Origin of the sequence: Botryobacter ruber (assembly GCF_003347595.2) — a bacterium.
In the GTDB taxonomy this organism is placed as follows: Bacteria; Bacteroidota; Bacteroidia; order Cytophagales; family Hymenobacteraceae; genus Pontibacter; species Pontibacter ruber_A.
The window spans coordinates 35,574-55,023 of the sequence record NZ_QCZK02000029.1; the positions used below are offsets into that span (position 1 = coordinate 35,574).

Below are 19,450 nucleotides of genomic sequence, written 5' to 3' on the forward strand. Positions count from 1 at the left end.
TGCCCAATCGTTCCCGAACCATGTCTGCCCAATCGTTCCCGAACCATGTGCCTGCCCAATCGTTCCCGAATCATGCCTGCCCAATCGTTCCCGAATCAAACACCTGCGACCAAATCCTTCATGTGAATCCGAATCCGCAAATAGGACTTCCTTGCTGAATTTTCCTGAACGTATATTCCTGCACGATTGCCGGTGCATGCTTGTTTACAGATAGGTTCGGGGACGATTGGGCAGGGGTAAACCCTGCCCCTACAATAGTTTGTTCAACTCTTCAATCATGGCGCGGCGGCGGGGGAACTGTTCCTGCAGGTTGCGGGCAACTTGTTTTACCTGTTCCTTGCCCTGCGGAATATCCTGCATCACGCGTTTCATCTGGCCGGCCAGCCTGGCGTAGGCGCTTCTGCCTTCGGCGGCGGCGCCTGAAGCGGCAAAGGCAGGAAGATACATTTCGAGTAGCTCGGCAGGGTAGCGGGAGGCCAGGTACTGGTGGTACCTGAGGGTGGTATCCAGCCTATTCTCTTTTTGCACCAGCACCAGCAGCTTGTCCCAATACCCTTCCTGGATGTAGAGCGGGGCCAGCTCCGGCAGCAGGTTCGGGTGAGGCGATTTAAAGAAGGAATTTTTCTGAGCCTCCCAGGCTGAAGTTATTTTTTTCTTTTTCTCGGATATGAGTTTATCTATTACCGCTTTCCATTCATACGGCGGGAAAGTGGCTTTCCACTGCTTGTAATACTCCTCATGGAAGCCCCGGTCGAAGGCGAACTGGTAGGTGTAGTGGCGTATGGTGGCGGTATCTTGTTCAAGGTAGGCGATGCGCAGCAGCTCCCTTTCCCACTGCGACACCGTGCCCGGGTGGTCTTTGCTTTTCGCAATCGCAATACCTTCGGTTATCAATTTTTTTGCTTCGGCATAATCTTTCGCTTTAATGGCTTTCTCCACTTCCCCCTGCCGCAGTTCTACAATTTCAAGGCTTTGCTGCAGCATTTCTGCCGCCTCGTCTGCTCTTCCGGTATCTGTTAAAAAAGCAATTCTGGCTTTCTGGTAGTACTCTTTCAGGTAACTGTCGTAATAGCCATTCAGTGCTGCAATCCGGGTATCTAAAAAGACCAGGAATTCGCGCTCTTTGTGCAGCTCCTTAGCCAGTTCCTGTAGCATGTCGAACATGTCAGTGCCATAGTCGCCGAAAGCAGCGTATTTTCTGTCAACGACTTCGTTTTTCAAAAACGCGAAAATCTCCTCTTTCAGGTCAGGGGCAGCCAGGTCGGAAGTGGCAACATCGGTTATGAGTTGAATGGCGCTGGAGATGGTACTGCCAATATTACCAGAAGAATCGTCGGTATATTCTGCTACCTGTATCATTTCCTTTAGCACCACAGAGGCTAAAATAAAGGCATCGTGGTAGTTTTGCTTCCGGATAAAGTCGTCGCCGGTAGCCAGTAACTTTTCTACCTCCCGCGACAACGTGTGGGTGGCGCGGTAATCTACATACCCATGGTCGCTGTGTTTTCGGATGATCTTCTGAATCAGGTCAGTATATTTTTCACCTACATCAATGCGGTCGTCTTTATCAGCGAAGTAAAGCTCGAAATCGGTTTTGAAGTCTTTGTTTTTAGAGGCGAAGCGGCGGATGAATTTCTGGTACTCCTGCAGCGTGACCGTTGCGAGCAGGTGGTCGAACACATTACGGGCTGTTTGCTGTTGCTGCCGCCGCTCCTGTACTTTGGCTGGCTTTTTAGTTTCATCGCGCAGGGCATAGAGCACCGCCACCACATGCTTGCAAACTACTCCGTCGTAGGGGCAGTCGCAGGAGTAGTCGGTGATGTCGTTTTTCCCGGAAAGCGTCACTTCTACCTGGTATGTTTCGGTGCCCTCCACATCGGCTAACCACAGCCCCTCTTCCTCCTCCTCCAGCCAGACAACGTTGCCGTGGTTAAAATACTGCTTTCCCCGTTGCAGGATGGTGGTGTCTACCTGCTTTTCGAAATTGTTCAGCGTGAGCATGGTGCTGTGTATAGTATAAAACTTCAACAATGTTTTACTCAGTTGTTCAACCGGAAGTTCAGATGCTGCTGTTATTCTGAAAAAATCTGCTGCACCCGCCACCATTCCCTTACCTGCTCCAGGTTATTCTTTTGTCAACTTTTCCTTGTAAGGCTGTGGTGGCGGGTGCAGAAAGGTTTTTGAGGAACAACCCCGCCAGGTTTAATATTGCCTAATACCCGAAAATCTCCTCCAGCTTCAGCTCCTTTACTTTGCCGTACTTCGCCAGTTCCTTAAAGTTAAGCTTGTCTTTTGAGCCGATAACCAGGATGGCCTGCGGCTGACCTTTTACATACTCTTGCTGAAATACCTGCATCTGGTCGAAGGTCATGCTGTTGGCGCTCTGGTACACATCCTGCCGGATATCGTAATTCAGGCCGAGCTTTTTGGCCCGCTCGTAATCGAACAGCACATTGGCTTTGGTGATGCGCTCTGTGGAGATGCTGTTGCGCAACGAGGCTCTGGCGTTCTCGAAATTGGCATCGGCCAGCGGCATGTCGGTGAGCAGCGTTTGCATACCTGCCATGGCTTCTGATAATTTATCGGCCTGCGCCCCGATGTACGAGAGCAGGTAGTTGGCGCGCTCTTTTTTGGAGGCAGGGCTGTAGTACGAGAAGGTGGAGTAGGCCAAAGCCTTGGATTCGCGCAGCTCCTGGAACACAATGCCACCCATGTACTCGTTGTAGAGCCTCACCACCGGAATGATGTCCTTGTTGTAAGGAACAGACTTGCTCAGGAACAGCATCTCTGCCTGTACCATGTCGTAATTTGTCCAGTAGACGGTATTTCCTTTGATGTCGAGTTCCGGGAAAACCTTTTCGGCAGGCACGGGCTTTAGCTGCGCCGGTACCTGGTGGCCTGCATTCAGGGTGGCTATCAGCTTGTCGGTTTCACGTGGACCGTAATACAGCACGCGGTGTTCATACGTCGGAATGCTTTTGATGATGTTTACCAGTTCCTGCGGCTTCACGGCTTTCAGCTGCTTTTCTGTCAGGATGGTGGTGAATGGGTTTTTGGGACCGTACTTGGCATAGTTTACCATCGCCTGCTGCAGGATCACGCCTTTGTTCTTTTTGGCGTCCTGGCGGGCTTTCAGGATGCCGTCCACCATATCCTTTAGGGCCTGCTGGTCGGGTTTGGGGTTGGCGAGCACGCTTTCGAACAGGGCCAGGCTTTTGTCAAAGTTCTCATCGAGCCCCGTCAGGCTTACGTACACCTGGTCGCCGGACGTAAATACACTGAACGAGGTACCCAGCTTGTAAAACTCTTTCTGCAGTTCTTCGGCTGTGTACTTGTTGTTGCCCAGGTACTTCAGGTAGTTCACGGCCATGCCCAGTTTGGGGTCGTTGTTGCTGCCCATGTCCAGGATGTAATAGAGCTGGAAGAGCGCATTGTCCTTGTTCCTGGTGTACAGCAGCGGGATGTCCTGCTTGAGCTTTGCTTCGGTAATGTCTTTGGTATAATCCAGGAACACCGGCTGTAGCGGCTTTACTTCCCGTGCCATAAATTCCTTGTAGTAATCCGACTGCACGTCGCGGTTTACAGCTACCGGCGTAATCGCTGGCTTCTCCACTTTCTGCGCGTTCGGGTCCTGACCGGTGCGTTTGTAAACGAGCACGTAATTGTTGCTGAAATACTTGTTGGCCACCTCCATTACTTCCTGCTTGGTGATGCCGGCAAATTCGTCGCGGCGGTTCACGAACTTCTGCCAGGGCATTTCATAAATGAAGGCCGTTACAAAAGCATCTGCCCGGTTACTGTTGTTTTCATAAGCTTTCATGGTGTTGATCTTGTCGTTGTTCACGATGGCCTGCAGCAGGTCGTCCTCGAACTGGCCTTTCTTCACCAGCTCCAGTTGCGCCAGCAGCAAGTCCCGCACCTGGTCGAGCGTTTGCCCCTGGCGTGGCATGCCCGTCATCCGGAAGGTGCCGTAGTCTTTCATGGGCGTATCATAAGCATACGACTGCAGCACTTTCTGCTGCTGGTTCAGATTGAGGTCGATGAGGCCTGCCTTTCCGTTATACAGGATGTTGCTGATCATCTCCACCACCAGCGCCTCGCGGGTGTTGATGCCCGGTGTACGGAACGCAATCGAAACGTTTTCAGCATCAGGTCCCAGCACCTCTTTCACAATGGGCTGCTGAATGGGGTGTTCCTGCGCTACCTGAAAATCCGGCACCGACTTGGTCTGCATTTTCCCCCAATGCGCATCTATCAGGCGGATCGTTTCCTCAAAATCGATGTCGCCTGACATGGCAATGGCCATGTTGTTGGGCACATAGTACCTGTCAAAGTAGTTTTTGATTTCGGTGATGGACGGGTTTTTCAGGTGCTCGATGGTGCCGATGGTGGTCTGGGTGCCATACTGGTGGGTAGGGAAGAGCGCTGCATTGATAACCTCGGCCACTTTGCGGGCGTCGCTGTCGAGGGTGCGGTTTTTTTCCTCGTACACCGCCTCCAGTTCCGTGTGAAACAGGCGCGGCACCATCTCCCGGAAGCGGTCGGCTTCCAGCGCCACCCAGCCTTCAAGTTGGTTGCTCGGGATGTCGTTTACGTAAACCGTCTGGTCTACCCAGGTGTAAGCATTGGTTCCTTTGGCGCCTACGGCACTGAGTATTTTATCGTACTCATTGGCTACGGCATTAGTGGCAGCTACTCCAGAAATGCTGTCGATCTGGTGATAGATTTTTTTGCGAAGCGCAGGGTCGGTGGTGTTGCGGTGTTTTTCGTAGAGCGCTTCGATCTTGTCGAGTTCCGCTTTTTCTTTCTGCCAGTCCTGTGTGCCCAGCTCCGTAGTACCTTTAAACACCATGTGCTCCAGGTAGTGTGCAAGCCCGGTGGCCGTGGCCGGGTCGTTTTTGCTGCCTGCCCGCACTGCTATATAGGTCTGGATGCGGGGAGCGTCTTCGTAGTCTGTCAGGTACACCTTCAGCCCGTTATCCAGCGTGTAGATGCGGGCGTTGAGCGGGTCGTTGGGGACGGTTTCGTATGTATACTCTTTCTGACCAGTGGCGGCAGCTGCCGTGGTGTCGGTGGCAGACTGTGCCTGGTAGGTTTCGTTCTTGCACTGTGTCAGCGTGAGGACGCTGGCTAGCAGGAGCAGGGTTGTTTGTTTTTTTAGAAGCATGTTTGTGTAGCGTTAGATGTAGTAGAAGGTAAATAAATGATATATACTGTTACTGGCGCGGGCGTCCTCGCCCGTGTCTACTATTCCGCGGCCTCTGGCCGCCGTAAGTCGCTGGAAGAACAGCTTGTCATCGTTTTTAAAGTTAGCGTCTGGTAAAAAAATTAAAACTATCTTCTGAGATTTCCCTTTGGTACCGCTAAAAGTTTGACAAGACCTACCCATGTGTGCAGCTCCTGCCAGTGTCTGAATGCAGAAGCTGCATGGATAATACGTGTGGTTCACGGCGGCCAGAGGCCGCGGAATAGTAGACACGGGCGAGGACGCCCGCGCCAGTATTTCCACTTTAGCCTGACGGCTATGGTCTTGAAACAAAAAGAACCACAAAAATCAAGTGGCACATCCCGATGCCTATCGGGGAACGTCCAAATCGAGGATCCCTACCCCCAAACTCGCTTGAACGCTCTCTAAATAGGGCCCCTACCCCAAACAAGGTGGGGGTTCAAAAGATGCACCTGGCTCAAGCTGTTGCTCTGTAGCAGTAAACGTAAGATTTGTTTACTAAACAGATGTTGCCTCACCTACATTCGCCGTTGCTGTGTGTTTTCACAGGCAACAGGTGCTGTTGGGTATTTTACTTGGCGCAGATTATCTAATCGTTCTTCCTATTTCAAACCTGCTTTGATTGGTTGTATACAAATATAAACTTTTTCAGGACTTAAAAATCAGTGTCCAGGCCCAGGCGCTGCTTCATATCGACCAAAAGCGGGTATTTCTCAGCCAGGTAGTTGAATTTGTCCTGCGAGGTGTATAGTTTGTTGCCGCTTTCCTGCTGCTCCATTATTTCGGCACGCAACTGGATGCTGCGGTTGTTCAGGCGCTCCTTCAGCTCGGAAAGCAGTTTGGGGCGCAGGCTGGCGAACTGGTCTATCAGCACCGGGTTCTCTACCTGCAGCAGCAGTTCGTTGTTGTCGCTGATGTGGTAGGGGCGGTTCAGGAGGGTGTACTCCATCATGTTCTCCACTTTCTTGCGGCGCAGAATATCGGCCCACACCGTGCGCAGCTTCACCTCATCCACCGGAACCACGGCACCCTGGTACACTTCTTCCTCTTCTTCCACAGCTACTGCCTGCGCGGTGTTGCTGGCTTGCTGTTGCAAATCCTTCAGGCTGGGCAGCTTGCTCAGCTTTTTTGGCGGCGGCATCATAGGAGCTGACCGCTCTTTGTGCTGCACAGGCGCTGCCGTGGCTGTTGGCGGCGACAGGTGTGCATCCGGTGTTACGTGCTGAGGCTTTGGTGGCTGCTGCAGACCTTCGGACGGAACGCTTTTGCCCGGCTGCTGTAACCCTCCCGAAGCTACAGCACCGGTAGAAGGCTGTTGCAAAGCAGCAGAGGGTATGGTGGCACCTGCAGAAGGGGTAGAAGCCGGTGCCGGAGCGCCTACCTTAGCTTTTTTTGGGGCAGCCTCGTTTCCTGCGCCCTCTTGAGCAAAGTTCAGGGCCGCGTTCAGGTGCGCCATCTTCATGAGGCACAGCTCCACGTGCAGGCGCTGGTTTTTGCTGCTCTTGAAATGGGTGTCACAGGTACTCACCAGGTTCAGGCCCGACAGCAGGAACGATACACTGGCCCGGGCTGCCTGATCGGCGTACTTCGCCTTCACGTTATCCGATACCTCCAGCAGCTGCACCGTTGCCTGATCTTTGCACACGAGCAGGCTGCGCAAGTGCTCGCCAATGCCAATGAGGAAGTTATGCGAGTCGAACCCGTTTTTCAGTACCTCGTCGTACAGCAGCAGCGATCCCGACAGGTTCTGCGTGAGCAGGTAATCGGTCAGGCGGATGTAGTAGTCGTAGTCGAGGATGTGCAGGTTATCGACGGTAGCGCGGTAGGTGATGTTGCTACCCGAGAAGGTCACCATTTGGTCGAAAATAGACAACGCATCGCGCAACGCGCCGTCGGCTTTCTGGGCAATCAGGTGCAGCGCGTCCGGCTCGGCCTGTATCGTCTCCTTTTCCGCAATGTTGCCCAAATGGCGCACCATGTCCTCAATCCGGATGCGGTTGAAATCGAATATTTGGCAACGCGACAGGATAGTTGGGATAATCTTGTGGCGCTCCGTAGTCGCCAGGATGAAAATGGCATAGGAAGGCGGCTCCTCCAGCGTCTTCAGGAAAGCATTGAAGGCCTGGTTCGAGAGCATGTGCACCTCGTCTATGATGTAAATCTTGTACTTGCCCGACTGCGGCGCATAGCGCACCTGCTCCACCAGGTTGCGGATGTCTTCCACGGAGTTGTTCGAAGCGGCATCGAGTTCGTGGATGTTAAAGGAACTGTTGGAGTTAAAGCTGCGGCACGATTCACACTCGTTGCAGGCCTCGGCTTCCGGGGTAATGTTCTGGCAGTTGATCGTTTTTGCCAGGATACGGGCACAGGTCGTCTTACCAACCCCACGCGGACCACAGAACAGGAAAGCCTGCGCCAGGTGGTTGCTGCGGATGGCGTTTTTAAGGGTATTCGTTATATGATGCTGCCCCACCACGCTCTCAAACGTAGCAGGACGGTACTTACGCGCTGATACTACAAAATTCTCCATTACTACAAAGATAACGAATCTATAGAAGAGATGGGAGTGCTATTTTTCCGCCGCTTATCCACAGGTTTTAATGTGCTAATGTGGATAATTTGTTAATGTGTTAATGATGGTTAATGTATTGAATTTTAAATATTTGTATGCAGAGGAAGTAGTGGTGGTAATGGTGGCTGGTGGAGTGAAAATTTATGATGTGGAAAACTGTTTATTAGCGCTGTTAATGGTTGTTTGTCCGAATCAGGATTTACAGAATTTCAGGATTTGCAGGATTCAACCATTTAATCATTAACACATGAGCATATTAAACAATTAGCACATTAACTATCGCACCGCCTCATACCCACCCAGCACGCCTCTTTTAGAGAGTACCATTTGCCAGAGCTGATTGTTGCGGGCGCGGAAGGAGCCGGCGCTGGAGAGGAGGTAGTACTTCCACATACGGTAAAAGCGGTCGCCATACGTGTCGCGGAGCTGAGGCCAGTTGCGGTCAAAGTTCTCGAACCAGGCCATAAGGGTGGGGTCGTAGTAAGGGCCGAAATTGTGCAGGTCTTCCAGCACAAAAACATGTTCCATGGCCGAGCCAAGCTGCCTGATGGAGGGCAGCAGGCAGTTTGGAAAAATATACTTATCGGTAAACGGATCCGCAGAGGTCCTGGAGAAGGCATGGCCGATGGTGTGCAGCAAAAACAAGCCATTATCTTCCAGGCAACGGGCAGCTGTTTTGAAGTAAGTGCGGTAATTGCGGTAGCCAACATGTTCAGCCATTCCCACCGATACAATGTGGTCAAACTTTTCGGTCACGTCGCGGTAGTCCTGCAGGCGGAGTTCCACGGGCAGCCCTTTGCATAATTTCCTGCCCAGTTCCACCTGTTCCTGCGAAACGGTTATACCTACAACCGCTGCACCGTACTTTTCGGCGGCGTACTTTGCAAAGCTCCCCCAGCCACAACCTATATCGAGCACCCGTTGCCCTTCCTGCAGGTTCAATTTCCGGCATATCAGGTCCAGCTTGTTTTCCTGGGCCTCGTCGAGGTTAGCGGCATTTTTCCAGTAGCCGCAGCTGTAGGTCATGCGCTTGTCGAGCATGAGCTGGTAGAGCCTGTTGCCAATGTCGTAGTGCCGCCGGGCATTGCGCGTTGCTTTGCCTTTTGCCTGCAAGTTCAGCAGCCTGGCCAGCAGGATATCCAGTAATGTGCGCCAGCCAAAGCGGGCGGCTTTGTAGAGGTCAGCGCGCAGCACCTTGTACACAAACTGATCGAGGTGCCGACTGTCCCACCAGCCGTCCATGTACGACTCGCCCAGCCCCAGCGTTCCCTGCGAGAGCACCCGTTTGTAAAACCTGTCGTCGTGCACCTGCAGGTCCCAGGGTTCCGGACCGTTAATTTTAACATCGGCGGTGGCCAAAATGGCTGCTACTTGCTGGCGTAGATGCTGGTTTTTCATGGTGGCGGTGGTTTTGAAGATGAGACGAATCTTCTGTTTTTGTCTAACTTAAGCTGGTAATAGCGCTAAACGAGCTGCAGCGGGAATGGTTTGAGAATGAGAGTAGTAAGGGGCGAGCCGGACCGGGAGCAATGTTTCTGAAGGAGGCAGTGGTGCTGAAACAGGAAAACGCAGCGTATGGTGGGTGCCGGGTTGCATGAAACTTTTTAACCGGTTAGTTGGTTATTTAGCTGTATGCACGGCATAATGCACGCAAATATTTCGTATGTTCGTGGCATGTTTCTTGAAGTGTATAAAGCAAGAATACGTTCTTTAACTTATGGGGTAGACTGGAATTGACAGCTTGAGCAGATTGCGTGTAAGCATGTCGGGTGATGAACGTACCACCTGTTAAAAATCCGTTCGAACAATAACTGGCGAATATAACTACGCCATGGCTGCCTAATCTAGGTATTAGGTACTAAGCCATAGTCTCGTGCAGGTCTCGTGAAACCGCTTGCACATCAGAGGCTTCGAATCGTTTCACTAGTCTGTGTAAAGGTGCGGTGCACAGGCGAACTTAAGTATCTAAGGAGTGCGCATTAGTTTGGTTTATACTAGCAAGCTCCCGACAATCCGAATAAACCTAAGCATGTAGAAGGCACGACAGTTTCCTTGTCTGGACCAGGGTTCGAATCCCTGCTACTCCACTGGTATCAGTACTAAAAACAACTAAAAGCCTGCAAATTAACTATTTGCAGGCTTTTTTGTTTTAGGGCAACTACCAAAGTATTCAGGTTTTCACGAAGAAAAGGTGAGTAATCTGGTGAGCTTGTTTCAGCTAGAAAATTTACTCACCAGAATGTGCGTAACATGTTGATATACAACGTGTACAGATGCTGTACATCTTGACTACAGGTGACTGCAAAGCTAAATTTGTTTAACTTTTAAGGTTGTCCCGTCCTGAAATAGGTTGACAGCCAACTCAGGAAAAGATGCAAAAAGGTACAGAGAAAAAAAGCAAGCGTACACAGCGGGAAGGGTACGAGGTGATTAAATGCTACAGCCAGGGCATCGCGTGGAGCCCTTCCAGGAAAGCGGGCAGCTATTGTTTTGATGACCTGGGAGCGGAAAGCAGCCTCAGGTACTACGGCAACATGTGCAATGTGATGGGAGAGGTGCTGCTTAGCCGCTACGACCTGTTTGTGTCGCAGGGAGTGAAGACGCATCTGACTACCAACCTGACCAGTTCGGAACTGGAGAAGACCTATGGGAGTCGGGTTAGGTCCCGGATGCGGGAGATGTTTAACCTGGTGTGTTTTGAGAAGGGGGCGAGGGATAAAAGGAGGTAACTTTTTGTCCCCGCCTTATCTCCTAAGGCATGATAAGATCAGTCTTATCGCTCCAGATATCCGATATAGCCTCCAATACAATTGATTATTCTGACCTTATCCTCTTTAAACTTTGCTATACAAAAAAGTTGTGGAACAAGAGAAAACTGTAACATAGTATACAGAAGAAAATAGAACTTATAATACTTTACAAAGTTCAATTTTAGACCTGCTCAAACTGGTCAATTCAGACATTTGCCGAAAGCTATTGCTTATCTGTTGGAGCATAGTGACAGTGTCATCAAACATGAAGATAGCAACTACACTTCCTCCCATACTACTTCTCTTCCACTAAACCGTCTGTGATGAATTGTTCATGAAGCAGAACGTTCTGTTGCATGCCCTCACAATCATTAGTTAGCGTGCTCTCCTGGCGGATATAAAAATGTTGGCAAATTTAAGCAGAAACGCAGTTTTTAAAGGAGTGAACTATTCTTCCCTCTTTCTTGAACGATTCTACGCCCTGCTAAATGTAGAGTAATAACTAATATTGATGAACCCAATGCTAAAAACGGATTACATGTTTTAAGTAAGATTTAATTAGAAGAACTTCATATTAAAAGCTAATAAAAAGTAGTCTGGCCTTAAGCGCTTAAACATAAATCCTTCTTAGTACAAGATTCTGAAAATATCCTGTTAAGAAGAGCTAAGTTCATTCTAAACATTCTCATAGAGCACAATGCTTTTTGACACAAATAATTCAGGAGCTAAAGAAAGCTTCTGAGTTAGCATAGAGATGAAAAATGGCTTGGTAACAGGCGCGCTGACATGCTGAAAGCCTAATATTGTTGATTCTGAAAAAAAAGAAAAATTCGTGGATTAAATATGACTGAGTAATGAATAGTATTAAAAAATAAATTTCTAAAGCATGAAGAAAATTATACCATTTCATTCACAATTTCTTACCCATATTTCCCTTCAGGTGCATGACCCTCCTGACTCTTTATGTAAAACGAACTAACATAAGTTTTTGCTCATAAATCACTTAATGGGCTGTCTAAAAAAGCTTCTAACCTTTTATTCTTAATTTATAATAACTTATGATAACTTCATTACTAAAAAGTAAGTGGGGGGTCCTGTTTTGTGCCAGTATGCTTTATCATGGGAATGCTCTTTCCTATGATAATACGCACAAGATGGATATCTCCTCAAATGCGGCATACCGAAATGGCGGTAATAGCAGGCCGGAAGAAGATATTTTCAAAATTAAACCCGCTCAGAACCAAACCAAAAAGCAGGTAAGAGGAACCATTAGTGATGAAACCGGGCCTATACCTGGTGCAGCAGTATTTCTTAAAAGCAATCCAAGCGTTGGTACTGCCACCGACATGGATGGTAAATTTGTGCTGGAAGTACCCGAAGGGGATGTTGTGTTGGTGGTGAAAAGTGTGGGGTATGAGCAAATGGAAATTCGTACAGGAGGTAAAACTGTATTAGCACCAATAGTCCTTACTACTTCAGCCAAAGTGCTCGACGAAGCGGTAGTAGTGGCGTTTGGTGTTCAGAAGAAAGAATCTGTAGTTAGCTCTATCACAACCATTAGGCCCACAGAACTGAAGGTGCCTTCGAGTAACTTAACGACTGCCCTTGCAGGTCGGTTGGCAGGTGTTATTGCCTACCAGCGTAGTGGTGAGCCAGGTCGCGATAATGCCGAATTCTTCATTCGTGGGGCAACTACTTTCGGTTACAAAATGGATCCGCTGATCCTGATCGATAACATGGAGTATACCACCACCGATCTTGCCCGTTTAACGCCGGATGATATCGAAAGCTTTTCTATTCTGAAAGATGCTTCTGCCAATGCGCTTTATGGTGCACGGGGTGCAAATGGTGTAATTCTGATCACGACCAAACAGGGTAAAGAAGGCAAGCCGAAAATTAACCTGCGCTTCGAGAACTCCTTATCTACTCCTACCCGCCAAGTAGAATTGGCCGATCCTATCACTTATATGGAGCTGCATAACCAAGCTTGGACTACGCGGAATCCTTATGAGGCTCCTCCCTATACGCAAAGCAAAATTGATAATACCAAATCTGGTATTAATCCGGTTGCATTCCCTGCTGTAGACTGGCAAAATGAACTGTTAAGGCAACAGGTAATGAACCAGCGCTTTAACTTTAACATGAGTGGAGGGGGGAAAATTGCAACCTATTATGTAGCCGGTGCGCTGAATAAAGACAATGGTAATCTTAAAGTTGATAACCGTAATAACTTCAACAATAACATCGACCTTAAGAACTACAACCTGCGATCCAATGTGCAGATAAATGTAGCAAAAGGAACTAGGCTAGGCGTACGCTTAAATGGAAACTTTGATGATTATACCGGGCCAATCGATGGCGGTACAGGTATATACAATAAAATAATGCGAACAAGCCCTGTATTGTTTAGACCATATTATGATTATAATGAAGAATCAGGTGGAACCTCCAAGCACATCATGTTTGGTAATTCAAGCGATGGCAAATTCCTGAATCCTTATGCTGATATGGTGAAGGGATACAAAGAAGAATCAAGATCATTGATGGTGGCACAAATTGAGTTAGATCAGGATCTGGCATTTATAACTCCAGGTCTTAAGCTAAACGCGATGACTAACGTGAATCGTAAATCAAATTTTGACTTAGTCCGTTCATTCGTTCCATTCCTCTACAGTGCCGGCAGTTATGATAAAGTGAATAATACTTATCGATTAAGGTTAATTAATGAAGGACCACCGAACCAAGGCGGAGGAACGGATTATCTGGAATATGATGAGGGCAATGGCAGTAAGAATGTTGACGCAGTGTTTCATTTTCAGTCTGCTTTAAATTATAGCCGCACCATCAATGAGAAACACTCGCTTGGCGGTACCACCGTGTTGCTCATGAACTCCAGGCTCACTCCTAATGCAAAAACGCTGCAGGCATCTTTGCCGGCTCGTAACTTTGGTATATCCGGAAGGTTTACATATGGATATGATAACCGTTATTTTGCCGAATTCAACTTCGGGTACAATGGTTCAGAGCGTTTTAATAAAGCAGAGCGCTTTGGCTTCTTTCCTTCTGCAGGGGTAGCATGGCAGATTTCCAATGAGAAGTTCTTTGAGCCACTCCGTTACACAGTTCACAACCTGAAAATAAGAGGTAACTACGGCCTGGTAGGAAACGATGCTATCGGTACTGCAGACGAAAGGTTCTTCTATCTGTCTGAAGTTAACATGGACAACAGCTCGTACGGAGCAACATTCGGTACTTTCGGTGGTTATTCCAGAAATGGTATTTCTGTAAACCGATATGCTAATCCTTTGGTAACATGGGAAACAGCTGCAAACTCTACTATCGGTCTGGAAATAGGTCTGTGGAATAAACTGGACATTATTGCAGAGTACTTTCATGAAGAGCGATCTAATATCCTGATGACCAGATCATCAATCCCGCAGACACTGGGCTTGCAAAGTATCCCTAAAGCCAATGTGGGAAAAGCCAGATCAAGATCTTATGAATTGCAGCTAAACTACAATGAAGCTATCGGTAATGATATTGTCATTTCCATGCGCGGTAACTTTACCTTTGCCCGAAACATATTCAAGCATTACGAAGAACCTGCTTACAATGAACCATGGCTATATAAGGTAGGGCATTCTACATCACAGCAGTGGGGTTATATAGCCGAACGTTTATTTGTGGATGATGAAGAAGTAAGAAGCTCTCCAACACAAGCTTTTGGTAATCAACCTACCTTGGGAGGTGACATCAAATTCAAAGATATTAACGGTGACGGAGTAATAACATCACTGGACCAGGTGCCAATTGGTTTCCCCACCCGGCCTGAGATTGTTTACGGATTCGGTCCTGCTATATCTTACAAAAACTTCGACATTAATTTCTTCATGCAAGGTTCAGCCAGATCATCCTTCTGGATAGATCCTGTAGCCACTGCCCCCTTTGTAGATCCGGTGGGAAATTCAAATGTCAGACTTCAGAATCAACTACTGCAGGCGTATGCAGACAACCATTGGTCTGAGGAGAACAGAGATTTATATGCCCTTTGGCCACGCCTGAGCGCAAACCCGATGGCAGGAACGAACAATGCCCAGCGTAGCACCTGGTTTATGCGCGACGGCTCATTCCTGCGCTTAAAACAAGTAGAGGCTGGTTATACCTTCCCTAAAAGGATTACAGATAAATTCAAAATGACCAACTTAAGAATTTACGGCACTGCCACCAACCTGCTCACCTTTAGCAAATTTAAGTTATGGGATGTAGAGATGGCCGGTAATGGCTTAGGGTATCCTGTACAAAGGGTATTAAACCTCGGTTTGATGGTAGGATTTTAAAAGAAATTTTATGAAAAGAATTACTAAAATTACACTGGTACTTGCGTTTTTAGGTGTAACATCCTCTTGTGATAAATACCTGGATGTTATCCCGGATAACGTACCCACTATCGATAATGCCTTTAATTTAAGGGCTTCTGCTGAAAGGTATTTATTTACCTGTTACTCTTACATGCCCCGTCACGGGCACTTCAATACGAATCCTGCATTTCATGCAGCAGATGAGGTGTGGCATGCTACTCCCCCAATGGATGTGAACACTGATATCTACAGTATCGCACAGGGGCTACAGAACGTGTCGAACCCATTCGGCAACTACTGGAGTGGTGAAAGGCAGGGCAGACCTCTGTTCCAGGGGCTCCGCGACTGCAATATTTTTCTGGAAAACATAGGCAAAGTAGACGAGAAAGAACTGCAACCCTGGGAAAGAGAGAGATGGAAAGCGGAAGTTAAATTCCTGAAAGCCTATTATCATTTCTATTTAATGCGGATGTATGGTCCAATTCCGATAATCAGGGAAAACCTGCCCATTTCGGCAAGCCCGGAAGAGGTAAAAGTCTACCGGGAGCCGGTAGATGAAGTGGTGAAATACATCGTGGAACTACTGGACGAGATATATGCAAGCGAAAGTTTGCCGGAGTCTTTAGCAGGTACAGAAACTTCTGAATACGGAAGAATTACAAGACCTATTGTGTTGGCTCTAAAAGCAAAGGTGTTGGTAACAGCCGCAAGTCCTTTATTTAATGGCAATCCGGAGTATGGCAATTTAAAAGATAACCGGGGAGTGCAGCTTTTTAATCCTGTTTATCAACAGAAAAAATGGGAAGATGCTGCGGCAGCCTGCAAGGAAGCCATCGATTATTGCCATGCACAAGGCTACAGGTTACATACTTTCCCGGGAGCCAATAGCTATGTGCTTAATGACACGATTAAAACACAGCTCGATTTCCGGACAGCGTTAACTACCAGAGAAAATAATCCGGAAGTCATCTGGGCGAATACCATCAGTCGTGCTGATGTGAACATGCAGCGTTGGTCTATGCCTATCATCGGGCCTAATGCAACCAGCGGTTCGGGGCCAAAAGGTATACTGGGGCCAACCCTGAAAATGGCAGAAATGTTCTATACCGACAAAGGTTTGCCAATTACCCACGACAAGACCTGGGAATTTAACGAGCGTTATGCACTTAAAACTTCCGAAGATGAAAATAAATACCATGTGAAGTTAGGCGAAGAGACTGTAAAGCTTCACTTCAACAGGGAGGAACGCTTTTACGCCAGTATTGGGTTTGACAGGGGCATCTGGTATGGCAATTGGCAAAACAATTATGATGTTACAAAACCGCTGCTTTATGTGCAGGGCCGAAAAGGAGAAATCTCTGCAAGGCAGGGTATCAGTAATTTCTCTGCCACCAGTTATTACATTAAAAAGCTGGTAAACATCGAAACCTTTGCTGCTGCTAATGATGGTAACATAACCAGTAACATACAAACTTATCCATGGCCGGAATTTAGGCTGGCAGATTTGTACCTGATGTATTCCGAAGCCTTGAATGAGGTAAATGGCTATAGCACAGAAACAACCGAATGGATAAACCGTGTGCGCGAACGAGCCGGTGTGCCATCAGTTGAGGAGGCCTGGGACCAGTATTCCATACAGCCGGGTTATTACAAATCCAAAGAAAACTTAAGAGAAATAATTCAGCAGGAGCGTGCTATTGAACTTATGTTTGAAGGACACAGAGCCTGGGACCTGAGAAGATGGAAAAAAGCGCATCAGGCCTTAAACCAGCCTGTTAGAGGTTGGGATATTCTTCAGGAGAATGCTACTGCTTTCTACAGGCCTGTGCTGCTTTATAACCAGCGCTTTACCATGAATCAGTATTTGTGGCCGATAAAGCTTGAAGAAATGCAGAAGAATACGAACCTGGTACAAAACCCGGGATGGTAGTTGTAAAAATTTAATTTGACACAGATGAAAAATATAAAGTTTATTTTGTCACTCTTCTTGCTTGCGTCCATAACCTTTTATGGATGTGAGGAGGAATTCATGGAACCTCTTGATAAAGATGGTACTACCACACTTGGCAAAGCCCCTGGCCCAATCTCAGAACCGATTGTGGAAAATACTTCCGGTGGAGCCAAGATCACCTATGCTTTGCCTAATGATCCCAGCCTGCTTTATGTGAAGGCTGTCTATGAGAGGAACGGTAAAACCGTAGAATCAAAGGCTTCTTATTTCAGAAACTTTCTTTATGTGGAAGGATTAGGCGATACCAATCCACGAGAGGTGAAACTGTATGCTGTAAGCCGTGCGGAGAAAGCCTCTTCGCCCATATCTGTTACTGTTACTCCTTTAACTCCACCACATAAAACTGTGTTGTCATCACTAGACATCAGGGAGTCTTTTGGTGGTATGGTCGTAGATTTTCTGAATCCCGCTTCAACAGTTGAAAAGGTTAATGATGTTGTTATCCAGGTACTAAGATGGGATACGGCGCTTAATGAATGGACCGAGGTAGATGCTCATTATACGGGTTTGCCTGATGGCCGTTTTTCTGTACGTGGTCTTGAAGCAGTGGAGACTAAGTTCGGCTTCTTTGTAAGAGATAAATGGGGAAATTATTCAGATACACTTGAACAGGTGATGACCCCGATATACGAGGAAGAAATTGACGGTACAAAATTCTCTTATGAGAGAGGTAAACATCCAGTTCCTCAGGTTTCACCACTTCCTATTGGTGGCACACCGGTAGCGGAGCCTGGTAACCTTGGCTCATGGCCCTTTGACAGAATGTTTGACGGGAATATCGGAAATAATGGCTTCCACTCTAATGAAAGAAATCCGCAGCCAGCCTGGTTTGCATTTGATATGAAGCAGCCTATTCGTTTAAGCCGCTATAAGGTATGGCAGCGTATGCACGACAATAACAGTACTTACTTCTATAATCATGGCAACCCGCATGAATGGGAATTATGGGGCACTAATACACCAGACGACCCTACAAGTTGGGTAAGACTGGACCACCAGATTATGGTGAAGCCTTCAGGTCTGCCTTTAGGACAACTAAGTACTGATGATGTGGAAATAGCACGTTCAGGGCATGAATACGAGTTTCCGCTCGATGTGCCTGCTGTACGGTACATTGCCTGGAAGCATATTGACAGCTGGTCTGCTGTAGGAGGCGCTACTGGTCACCTTCATATTTCAGAATTAAGATTCTGGGGCCAAAAACAATAACGTCAACTAAAAAGGAACTTATTATGAAGATTAGCCAATATTTAAAAAGTAGTTTTATTCTTTTTTTCGCAGGAGGCCTTCTGGCTTCCTGCGAATTAGACCCTGCCCACGAGGAATTCCTCAATAGGGATGAGGTTGTTTATGTAGGGAAGCCTGAAGCATTGACGTCCTATGCCGGTAACCACAGAAATAAGCTCAGCTGGCTTTTGGTATCTGATACAAAAATCAATAAAGCCAAAATTTACTGGAACAATCCGGCTCTGGCAGAAGGTGACACTCCTATTGAAGGTCAGCGTAACCCCGGTAGGGACTCTCTTATAATAGACATTGACAGAACCGCCGGAACTCAGGCAATGGACATTGTAATTGACAGGCTGAGAGAGGGCGTTTATACTTTCGAAGTTTATACTTTCGATAAGGATAAAAATTCTTCTATCAGAACAGAGGCTATAGGAGAAGTTTATGGCAATACCTACCAAAGTTCTATATCGAACAGACCATTAAACAGAGCCGAGTATTTTCCTAAAACAAAGAAAGTAGCCCTTAGCTGGTTTGGTGTATCGCAGCAGGCAGTGATTATGGATGTAGAGTATACGGATATTTCGGGTGCGCAAAAAACGATGCATATCACAAAGGTTCCTGATCCGAAAGACTCCAGAAAACCCCACCTTTTTGTGGAATCAGATACCATTCCCAATTTTAAAGCGGGTACTACGTTCAGGTTCAGAACAGGGTATTTGCCTGCTCCTGCTGCAATTGATACCTTCTATACTGCTTATACTGAGGTAGAAACGGAAGAGCCTTACGAAGAGCCTCCAGTACCTGAAAACCTTGCCTTAGGAAAAAATGTTGAGAAGAGTAGCGATAGCAGCTCAGGCCGTGCATCGAATATAGTGGATGGCGATCGTACTTCCATGTGGCAACCATTAAGCGGAGATCGTTCTGATCTGAATACCTGGGTATCCATAGATCTAGAGACCCCACAGGAGTTTAATGAAATTGTTTTATTTTACTCAAAAGATCCACATAGGGTAACAGCATACGAAATTCTGTATTCGGATGATAACGAGAACTGGCAGGTTGCTTATGCAAAAGCTTCTGCTGCGACAAGTGAAGAGCTAATACAGTTTCCTAAAATAACAGCTCGTTATGTAAAGTTGAGCCAAACATTAGACAGTTCAGGTGCAAACGTAAACCTTGCTGAATTCGAGGTTTGGAATAAGTAATACCTGCAGAATCTTATAAGTAAATTTTTTGCATACTACTTAAAAGGCCATAAAATCCTGAAACAGTAATTTGGGTTTTATGGCCTTTTTATCTCAG

The 19,450-nt window shown here is 47.4% G+C and carries 9 protein-coding genes and 1 other RNA gene; 6 read left to right on the plus strand and 4 right to left on the minus strand.

Annotated features, from left to right (window positions below; genetic code table 11):
• Positions 1-249 precede the first annotated feature (249 nt).
• From DCW36_RS08250 to cfa, 4 genes are all read right to left on the minus strand, one after another.
• Positions 250-2,028, minus strand: a complete 1,779-nt coding sequence (locus DCW36_RS08250; protein ID WP_164891070.1) for an SWIM zinc finger family protein — start codon at positions 2,026-2,028, stop codon at positions 250-252.
• Between the two features lie 184 nt (positions 2,029-2,212).
• Positions 2,213-5,167 (minus strand): M16 family metallopeptidase, encoded by a 2,955-nt coding sequence (locus DCW36_RS08255; protein ID WP_114781859.1) that lies wholly within the window; start codon positions 5,165-5,167, stop codon positions 2,213-2,215.
• A 715-nt stretch (positions 5,168-5,882) separates the two neighbouring features.
• The gene (locus DCW36_RS08260) at positions 5,883-7,757 is read right to left on the minus strand and encodes a DNA polymerase III subunit gamma/tau (RefSeq protein ID WP_114781861.1); all 1,875 of its coding nucleotides are present in this window, start codon (positions 7,755-7,757) and stop codon (positions 5,883-5,885) included.
• Between the two features lie 318 nt (positions 7,758-8,075).
• Positions 8,076-9,197 carry a cyclopropane fatty acyl phospholipid synthase gene (gene cfa, locus DCW36_RS08265; protein WP_114781862.1) on the minus strand — a complete coding sequence of 374 codons (1,122 nt, stop codon included), beginning with the start codon at positions 9,195-9,197 and terminating at the stop codon, positions 8,076-8,078.
• A gap of 321 nt (positions 9,198-9,518) precedes the next feature.
• Here cfa and ssrA point away from each other — a divergent pair.
• From ssrA to DCW36_RS08295, 6 genes are all read left to right on the plus strand, one after another.
• Positions 9,519-9,889, plus strand: a transfer-messenger RNA (tmRNA) gene (gene ssrA / locus DCW36_RS08270).
• Positions 9,890-10,171: 282 nt separating this feature from the next.
• Positions 10,172-10,528, plus strand: a complete 357-nt coding sequence (locus DCW36_RS08275) for a P-loop NTPase family protein (protein ID WP_114781863.1) — start codon at positions 10,172-10,174, stop codon at positions 10,526-10,528.
• A gap of 1,079 nt (positions 10,529-11,607) precedes the next feature.
• Positions 11,608-14,886 carry a SusC/RagA family TonB-linked outer membrane protein gene (locus DCW36_RS08280; protein WP_205702893.1) on the plus strand — a complete coding sequence of 1,093 codons (3,279 nt, stop codon included), beginning with the start codon at positions 11,608-11,610 and terminating at the stop codon, positions 14,884-14,886.
• A gap of 10 nt (positions 14,887-14,896) precedes the next feature.
• Positions 14,897-16,837 (plus strand): RagB/SusD family nutrient uptake outer membrane protein, encoded by a 1,941-nt coding sequence (locus DCW36_RS08285; protein ID WP_114781864.1) that lies wholly within the window; start codon positions 14,897-14,899, stop codon positions 16,835-16,837.
• A 24-nt stretch (positions 16,838-16,861) separates the two neighbouring features.
• Positions 16,862-18,127 carry a DUF5000 domain-containing lipoprotein gene (locus DCW36_RS08290; RefSeq protein WP_114781922.1) on the plus strand — a complete coding sequence of 422 codons (1,266 nt, stop codon included), beginning with the start codon at positions 16,862-16,864 and terminating at the stop codon, positions 18,125-18,127.
• A 23-nt stretch (positions 18,128-18,150) separates the two neighbouring features.
• Positions 18,151-19,353, plus strand: coding sequence for a DUF4998 domain-containing protein (locus tag DCW36_RS08295; RefSeq protein ID WP_114781865.1), 1,203 nt, complete (start codon positions 18,151-18,153; stop codon positions 19,351-19,353).
• The last annotated feature ends 97 nt before the right edge of the window (positions 19,354-19,450 follow it).